The sequence below is a fragment of the Flavobacterium sp. genome (genome assembly GCF_043773265.1).
In the GTDB taxonomy this organism is placed as follows: Bacteria; Bacteroidota; Bacteroidia; order Flavobacteriales; family Flavobacteriaceae; genus Flavobacterium.
In genome coordinates, this window is sequence record NZ_JAYVFH010000291.1 from 1 (window position 1) to 8,465 (window position 8,465).

Sequence of the window (8,465 nt, forward strand, 5' to 3'; positions counted from 1 at the left end):
TGAAAAAAGAATTATTTTGAAAAATATTGATTCTCTAAAGATTGCTTTTCAAAATAATTCTTTTTTTAAAATTTAATCATTTTTCTTTTTATTAAAATATGATAAAAATTTTTCTAACCATGTTTTTTTAGTTTTTTCTACTCCGTAGCCATATCCATATCCATAACCGTAGCCATAACCGTAGCCATAACCATAGGTTTTCTTTATTTCGGTATCGTTTAGTAAAATTGCCATATTAGGTAATTTCTTTTCTTTGTATAAATTATCAGCAAATTTCAACATTCGTTTATCTAGATAATTTGCTCTCATAACATAAATAAAAGCATCTGCATTTTTTGCAATCAATAAAGTATCTGTAACCATACTAACTGGTGCAGTATCTACAACTATATAATCGAAATCTTTTTTCAGTAAATCAAACATTACTGAGAATCTATCATTCATTAAAAGTTCTACAGGATTTGGAGGAATAACTCCAGATGGTAATGCGAAGAAATTATCAAAACCATCAACTTTTACAATATAATCATTAATGTTTTCATTGCTTTTAGATAAATAGTTTGTCAATCCTTTAGATGGTAAATTAATATAATTATCTAGTTTTGGATTTCTAATATCCAATCCAATAACTAATACTTTTTTACCAGAAAGAGCTATTGTTGTGGCTAAATTAACAGTTATAAAAGTTTTTCCTTCTTTGGGAATTGATGATGTTACAAATATGGTTTTACTTTTTCCTTCTTGGACATGAGCTAACATAAACTCAAGATTAGTTCTAATCATTCTAATTGCTTCGGCAGAACTTGATCGACTGTTGGCTTTTATAATTTCATCATTTGAATCAGACTTTGGTAAATCGCCAATAAATGGTATTGAAACTTTGCCTTCAACATCTTGACGGTATTTTATTTTTGTATCAAAGAAGTTTATTAAAAATATTATTCCACCAGGAATTAAAAGTCCTAATAATAATGCTCCTAGATAAAAAATATTTCTGTTTAAAGAAATTGCACCTGTTAAGTAAGCATTGTCAATTATTTTAGCTTTTGGTGATGTTACAGCAAGCGAAATTTCGGTTTCTTCTCTTTTTTGTAATAAATAAAGGTATAATGAAACTTTTATTTGTTGTTGTCTTGCAATTTCATTATAATATCTTTCGTTGGTTGGAACTTGACTTACTTTACCATCAAAAATACTTCTTTGTCTAGACAAATCATTTCTTTGAATTTGCAAATCATTTTGTTTACTTTTTAAACTCTCAATAATACTAGATTTAATGGCTGCCAGTTGAGAGTCGATTTTTTCTATTACAGGATTAATCTCGGTAGCACTTACAGAATTTCTTCTTTTTTGAAGTATTAATTCATTATATTGGTTGATATAACTTGAAGAAGTTTCTGTAGATCTAATTATATTGGTAGGAATAAGGTTGTCTTGTTTGGTTTTATTTATCTCATTCAACATGTATTGACCAACTTTTAACTCGGTTTCAACAGAAACTACAGATTTATTATATTCAGATGATGATTCTAAATTAAGTCCTGCATCTGCTTCAACATTTGTAATTCCTTTTTTCTTTTTAAAAGATTCTGCAGTACCTTCAACACCACCTAATTCTTCGGTAATTATTTCTAATCTTTTATTAATAAAATCTTTTGTAAATTCTGCAACTTGATTTCTATCTTTTACTGCATCATAATTATATTGTCCGACCACACCGTCAAGATAATCAATACCTCTTTTATAAACTTGGTCGGAAGTGGTTAAGTTAATTACATTAGTTTTTTCAATAGAACTTACTGCAACTTTATATCGCAAGGAGTTTGAAGTGTTTTCTAGATTAGATTTTTTAACAATTACATCTAATTTTTCATCGTTATGAGTTTCTTCATTATTTAAAGTAACTATAAAAATACCTAAACTAGATTTAATTTTTTGACCAAATTTAAATGTTTTGGGGTTTTTCTTTTCAAAGTTGGATAAAACATATTCTTTATTAGATTTTACCGAAACTATAAAGGTTGTGTCTTTTTCATAATAGTCTTTAACTTTTTCAATAAACACAAATTTTATTGGTGAATCATCATAAAGTTCTCTATAAACAACGCGTCCTTCAATGAAATAAGAAATGTCTAAATCTAATTTTTTTACTACGTTTTGAGATAATGTTCTAGATTTTAAAAGTACAATTTCATTATCGACATTGTTTTTTGCAGAAAAAATATTCAAATCACTAAAAGCAGAAAACTCACTTGTTCCACCTTTTTTTTCATCTTTTATTAAAATTGATGAGGCAACTCCATACTCAACAACATAATACCTAAGGTAAATAAAAACAACAGACAAGCATATTAAGATGCTTAGCAAAAACCATTTCCAATATTGAAGATAGTTTAATATTTGTTCTTTTACATTAAAATCGCTACTAGATGATGTTACTGTAGAATCTAAATTTGGGAGTGAATTTTGCATAATTATTTAGTTAATAAAAGTAGCGCTGTAGTTATAAAAGTTATTACAGATAATATTATGGGTAAATTTGGTAGTGCACTTGCGTCAATTTTTCCTTTTCTTGCCTCAACATATATTACATCATTTTGGTCTAAATAATAAAAAGGAGAATTTACAAAATCGGCTTGTGTTATATCAAGTCTGTTATAGGTTTTAACACCTTGAAAATCTCTAATAAGTAGTATATTATCTCGTTTACCAAAAATAGTTAAATCTCCAGAAGCTGCTAATGCATCTAACAATGTTATTCTGTGATTGTTAAATGTTTTTATTCCTGGTGAAGTTACATCGCCAAGAACTGTTACTTTAAAATTTAATATTGCAATATTTACAACAGGATCTTTTAAATGTAAAGACAATCTTTCTCTTAGCATTTGTTTAAACTGATCTATAGAATATCCAGAAACTGCAATAGTTCCTAAAACAGGAAAATCTATATTACCATTAATATCAACTAAATAAGAGTTGGCAATATTGTTAGAATTTGAGCTAAGTGCAGCATTTTGTGTTTGATTTAAATTAAATGGAACCGATGCTTCTACCTCTAATGTAGAAACGATTATAGATAATCTATCATCGTTTTGAATTAAAGGATCATAATTGGTTGATGTATTATTAAAATTTTGATTGCCTTGTAGGTATACTATCTTTTTTTTAGAGATACATGAGGTAAAAAACACACACAGTATTAATGCAAAATATAAATATTGTTTTTTCATAATTTATTAGTAGCTAGTATTATAATTTGAGCCAACAAATATAGTATTTACATTTTAAATTAAATACTATTTTGTATAAACATAGGAATCTTTGACTTCGATATCTAAAGTTTGAAAAACCGAATTTAAACTTTTAAATTCGGGTATTATTTTTTTCATTTTAGAAACTAATTTATCGTGGTTTCCAGTTGTAGCTATTTGTAATAATTCTTCAATCTTGAGTGTTAGTACTTCAAACTCATCGCAAACCTCAACAGCAATCATTATTTTTTCATGATGTGTAGCAAGATTTTTTGCTGAATTGTTAAGTAATTCTTCAAATAATTTTTCGCCAGGACGAAGTCCAACAATTTTTATTTTTATTTCTTTGTCTGGAATAAATCCTGCAAGTCGAATCATTTTTTTGGCTAAATCTATAATTTTTACTGGTTTTCCCATGTCAAATATATAAATTTCACCTCCATTTCCCATTGAGCATGCTTCAAGAACAAGCTGACAAGCTTCGGGAATTGTCATAAAATAACGAATAATTTCAGGATGTGTTATTGTTATTGGTCCACCTTCTTGAATTTGTTTTGTAAACAATGGAACTACAGAACCATTTGAACCCAATACATTACCAAAACGAGTAGTTATAAATTTTGTATACTTTTCAGAATTATTTTTTTTGTGCTTAAAATGCTTAGATTGCACATACATTTCTGCAATACGCTTACTTGCTCCCATTACACTACTAGGGTTTACAGCTTTGTCTGTAGAAATCATTACAAAACGTTCTACATGATATTTATTAGATAAATCTGCAACATTCTTGGTTCCAATTACATTGGTAAAAATAGCTTGCGATGGATTTTCTTCCATCATTGGAACGTGTTTATATGCAGCTGCATGATATACAACATCTGGTTTATAGGTTTTAAAAATTTTATCTAATACAACATAATCTTTTACATCTGCAATAACATTAAAAACTTCAACTTCTTGATTCATTCCTATAATTTCTAGAGATAATGAATGAAGTGGCGTTTCTGCTTGATCTAAAATTATTATTTTATTTGGACTAAACTCCAATACTTGCCTTACAATTTCACTTCCAATTGAACCTGCAGCACCAGTTACCAGTATAGTTTTTCCGTTGAGTTTTGACGATATAGATTTTGTATCTAAAACTATTGGTTTTCGTTCTAGTAAATCATGAATTTCAAAATTCTTGATGTTCTTGGAAATTTCTTTTTGATCATCCCAATCAGAAACTACAGGTATAGTGTATACTTTAAATCCATATTCTATACATTCTTCAACAATAATGAGTCGTTCTTCTTTGGTTAAACTTTTGTCGGCAATTATTAATGCTTCAACTTTCTTAGAACGTAACAAAACTGGAATATTTTTTTTTATTTGAAATATTGGAAGGTTCAAAATTCTTTTAGTAGAATTTTGATTATTCTTATCAATAAAACCAAGCAATTTAAACCTAGAAGGATTTTCAGATTTTAAAGCATTAGCTACAGCTGTTGCATTGGCATCTGAACCATAAATTATTGCATTTATCTTTTTTACAGAAGCGTTTTCACTAAAAAATTTTTCAAAAGTTTGTTTGACTATAATTCTATAAAAAAACAATAAAAAGAAAGAAGTAATTGCATTAAAAAAAGCTCCGGTTGTTAAGTAAACTTTTTGTTTACCTAATAAAATAACAATAAAATTCAACACACATATTATTACAAATGTTGAAAATTGAGAAAAGAAAATTTTAAGTGCATCAATATATGACGAATGTCTTATTATTCCTGAATAAGTTCTATAAAGCCAAAAGAAAAACACATTTACAACAAGATAAAAAACGATTGCAAAAGCAATGTGATGTTTAGGTATATAATCTAATTTTAATCCTTGAAACAATAAAAAGGTTAAAATTCCTGCAAAACTTACAATAAAAATATCAAGCAATAGTATTAACCATCTAGGTAAATAACCTAAATTTCTAAAACTAAAACCTGTATTTATATCTGAAAAAGCTCTAAACAAATCAGAAATAAAGTTTCTATTTGTATTTTTATTCAATATTTAAAATTTAAAAGATGTAAAAATAGCAAAAAAAAGTTCTTAAAAAAATCTTAAAATTTTAATAACGATTTCTTTATTCTACCACAATCTTCATCAGTAAGATTTGAACCCGATGGAAGACATAATCCATCATTAAATAATTCTTCAGAAATTGTTCCTCCATAATATGGTGCGTCTTTAAAAACTGGTTGCAAATGCATTGGTTTCCATAAAGGACGACTTTCTATGTTTTCATTATTTAATAATAGTCTTAAATCTTCGCGAGTTTTATTGTTGTTTTTATTAGGATTTATAGTGATTGCTGACAGCCAATGATTAGAAAAATAAGCATCACTTTTTTCAGAAAAAACTTCAATTGCCTCATTATCATTAAATATTGAAACATAAAAATCGTGCATTTTTCTTCTTTTAGAAACATGATTGTCAAGAATTTGCATTTGTCCTCTTCCTATTCCTGCACAAATGTTACTCATTCTATAATTATACCCAATTTCGCTATGCTGATAATGTGGCGCATCATCTCTAGCTTGAGTTGCTAAAAAAATTGCTTTGTTTTTTAATTCAATAGTATTTGTAACAATTGCTCCACCACCAGAAGTTGTAATAATTTTATTTCCGTTAAAGGACAGAATACTTATATCGCCAAAAGTTCCACATTTTTGACCTTTGTAACTACTTCCTAATGCTTCTGCGCTGTCTTCAAGAATTGGAATTTCATATTTGTTTGCAATTATTCTAATTTCATCAACTTTATAGGGCATTCCGTACAAATGAACTGCAATTATTGCTTTAGGTTTTTTTCCTTTTGAAATTCTATCTTTTATTGCATCTTCGAGTGCATTTGGACAAATATTCCAAGTATCTCTTTCACTATCAACAAAAATTGGTGTTGCACCTTGATACACAATTGGATTTGCCGATGCTGAAAAAGTCATACTTTGACAAATTACTTCATCGCCAGCTTTTATATCAAGTAAAATTAATCCTAAATGAAGTGCTGCTGTTCCTGAACTTAATGCTCCAACAAAAACATTCTTATTTAAATAACTTTCTAAATCTTTTTCAAAACCAGTAACGTTTGGACCAAGTGGTGCAACCCAATTGGTTTCGAAAGCTTCATTAATAAATTTCAATTCGTTTCCGCCCATGTGAGGCGATGAAAGCCATATTTTAGAATTACTCATTTTCTTTATTGTATTTTATAATTTTTCCAGGATTCCCTACAACTACTGCATAATCAGGAATATCTTTAATTATAATTGCGCCAGCACCAATTGTTGCCCATTTTCCTATTGTAACTCCTTGAATTACTATTGCTCCAATCCCAACGTGTGTTCCTTCGCCAATGGTTACATTTCCTGCAAGAGAAGCGCCAGGAGAAACATGAGCAAAATTATTTACCAAACAGTCGTGTTCAATTATTGCGCCAGTATTTATTATACAATGTTTTTTTATTATTGTATCTGGATTTATTATTGCTCCAGCCATAATTACAGTTCCGTTTTCTATAATAACATTTTTAGAAATTATTGCTGTTGGATGAATTGCAGTTAAAAAATTAATGTCAAGTTTACTGGCTAATTTTTTTCTAAACAAGTTGTTACCAATTGATAAAATAACATTTTTTAAATTATTTAAATCTAAATCTTTAGAGTTTAAAATTGAAAGACCTAAAATATCATTCTTTTTTGGGTTGTCATCTATTACTTTTTCTATAGTAATTGCATTACAATTTAATATATCTATAATTACTTTACAATGACCACTTGCGCCATATAGTGTTACTTTAGTTTCCATCAAATGGTTCAATAGTTGCTGTATCTACAGCGTTAATACCATCACTTTTTAGAACTTTTAAAACTGTTTTAAAAAGTATTTTCACGTCCAAAGTAAATGAAATGTTATCTACATACCAAACATCATATTCAAATTTTTTATCCCAAGAAATTGCATTTCTACCATTTACTTGTGCCCAACCTGTAATTCCAGGTTTTACTTCGTGTCGTCTGTTTTGAGTTTGGCTGTATAAATGTAAGTAATTTGTCAATAAAGGTCTTGGTCCAATTAAACTCATATCACCTTTTACAACATTTAGCAATTGTGGAATTTCGTCTAATGAAGTTTTTCTAACAAAGCTTCCAACTTTAGTCAATCTATCAGCATCTGGTAAAAGTTTTCCTAGATTATCTTTTTTATCGTTCATGGTTTTGAACTTTACAATCTTGAATATTTTACCATTTTTTCCTGGTCTATTTTGAAAGAAAAAAGGTTTTCCATCATTTGCAAAAAACAATAAAATTGTAATTATTAAAAATAACGGAAACAAAAACAGTAAGCCAAGAAAAGCAGCAATAAAATCGAAAGTAGGTTTTATAAAGCGATTATACATTCATGAATGTTTTTGCAAAAATAGACAATTTTAATTTTAATTAAAAAGGTGATAAAATTCTAGTTTTCTAATCATTACTTGCTTTTTTATATTCTGATAGAATTGCATTCCAAACAATATTTTGATTGTATTTGGCAACAATATTGTTTCTGGCTTTTTCTTTCATTTGTAATAACAAATTTTCGTCATTCATTAATTCTTTCATGGCATATGATATAGCGTAAGCGTTTTTAGTAGGTACAATTAATCCGTTTATTTCATCGGTTATTATTTCGTTACTTCCGCTAATATTTGTAACAATACAAGGCAAATTCATTGCTCCAGCTTGAAGAACAACATTTGGAAAACCTTCTCTATAACTAGGAAATACAAAAACATTTGCAATAGAAAGATATAATTTTACATCGTTTTGAAATCCAACACTTACTATTGAAGAGTTGTTTTTAATTTCTAACAAAGTGTTTGCATTTAATGGATCAAGTTCGTTTTCAAATGGTCCAACAAGCAATAATTTACAATTTTTATTTTCTTTATAAACTTCTTTAAATGCTTCAATTAATTCGTTAATTCCTTTATCGGCAACCAATCTTCCAACAAAAATAAAAACAAAATCAGTTTCAAGAATATTCAATTGTGTTTTTAAATCTTTTTCTTGATTATCTGAAACTGAAGTTGGATTAAAAAAGTTAGTATCAATACCATTTACGTTTCCGTTGGCAATAACATTCAAAGGTTTCTTTGTTACTTTATAATACTTTAAATCTTTTTTTACACCTTCA

The 8,465-nt window shown here is 27.9% G+C and carries 7 protein-coding genes; all 7 read right to left on the reverse strand.

Annotation, left to right across the window (positions count from 1 at the left end):
• Window positions 1-72: 72 nt before the first annotated feature.
• On the reverse strand, window positions 73-2,472 hold the full coding sequence (locus tag ACH2BO_RS15110) for a polysaccharide biosynthesis tyrosine autokinase (protein ID WP_395045562.1): 2,400 nt from the start codon (window positions 2,470-2,472) through the stop codon (window positions 73-75).
• Window positions 2,473-2,474: 2 nt separating this feature from the next.
• The gene (locus ACH2BO_RS15115) at window positions 2,475-3,230 is read right to left on the reverse strand and encodes a polysaccharide biosynthesis/export family protein (RefSeq protein WP_395045563.1); all 756 of its coding nucleotides are present in this window, start codon (window positions 3,228-3,230) and stop codon (window positions 2,475-2,477) included.
• 66 nt (window positions 3,231-3,296) lie between these two features.
• Window positions 3,297-5,294, reverse strand: coding sequence for a polysaccharide biosynthesis protein (locus ACH2BO_RS15120; protein ID WP_395045564.1), 1,998 nt, complete (start codon window positions 5,292-5,294; stop codon window positions 3,297-3,299).
• A 53-nt stretch (window positions 5,295-5,347) separates the two neighbouring features.
• Window positions 5,348-6,481, reverse strand: coding sequence for a DegT/DnrJ/EryC1/StrS family aminotransferase (locus ACH2BO_RS15125; protein ID WP_395045565.1), 1,134 nt, complete (start codon window positions 6,479-6,481; stop codon window positions 5,348-5,350).
• Window positions 6,474-7,094, reverse strand: coding sequence for an acetyltransferase (locus tag ACH2BO_RS15130; protein ID WP_395045566.1), 621 nt, complete (start codon window positions 7,092-7,094; stop codon window positions 6,474-6,476). Before ACH2BO_RS15130 ends, ACH2BO_RS15125 begins: the two co-directional genes overlap by 8 nt.
• Complete coding sequence (locus ACH2BO_RS15135) at window positions 7,084-7,686, reverse strand: sugar transferase (RefSeq protein ID WP_395045567.1); 603 nt, start codon at window positions 7,684-7,686, stop codon at window positions 7,084-7,086. The genes ACH2BO_RS15130 and ACH2BO_RS15135 overlap by 11 nt, the downstream gene beginning before the upstream one ends.
• A 67-nt stretch (window positions 7,687-7,753) precedes the next feature.
• On the reverse strand, window positions 7,754-8,465 hold a 712-nt coding region (locus ACH2BO_RS15140; RefSeq protein ID WP_395045568.1), incomplete at its 5' end, for a glycosyltransferase.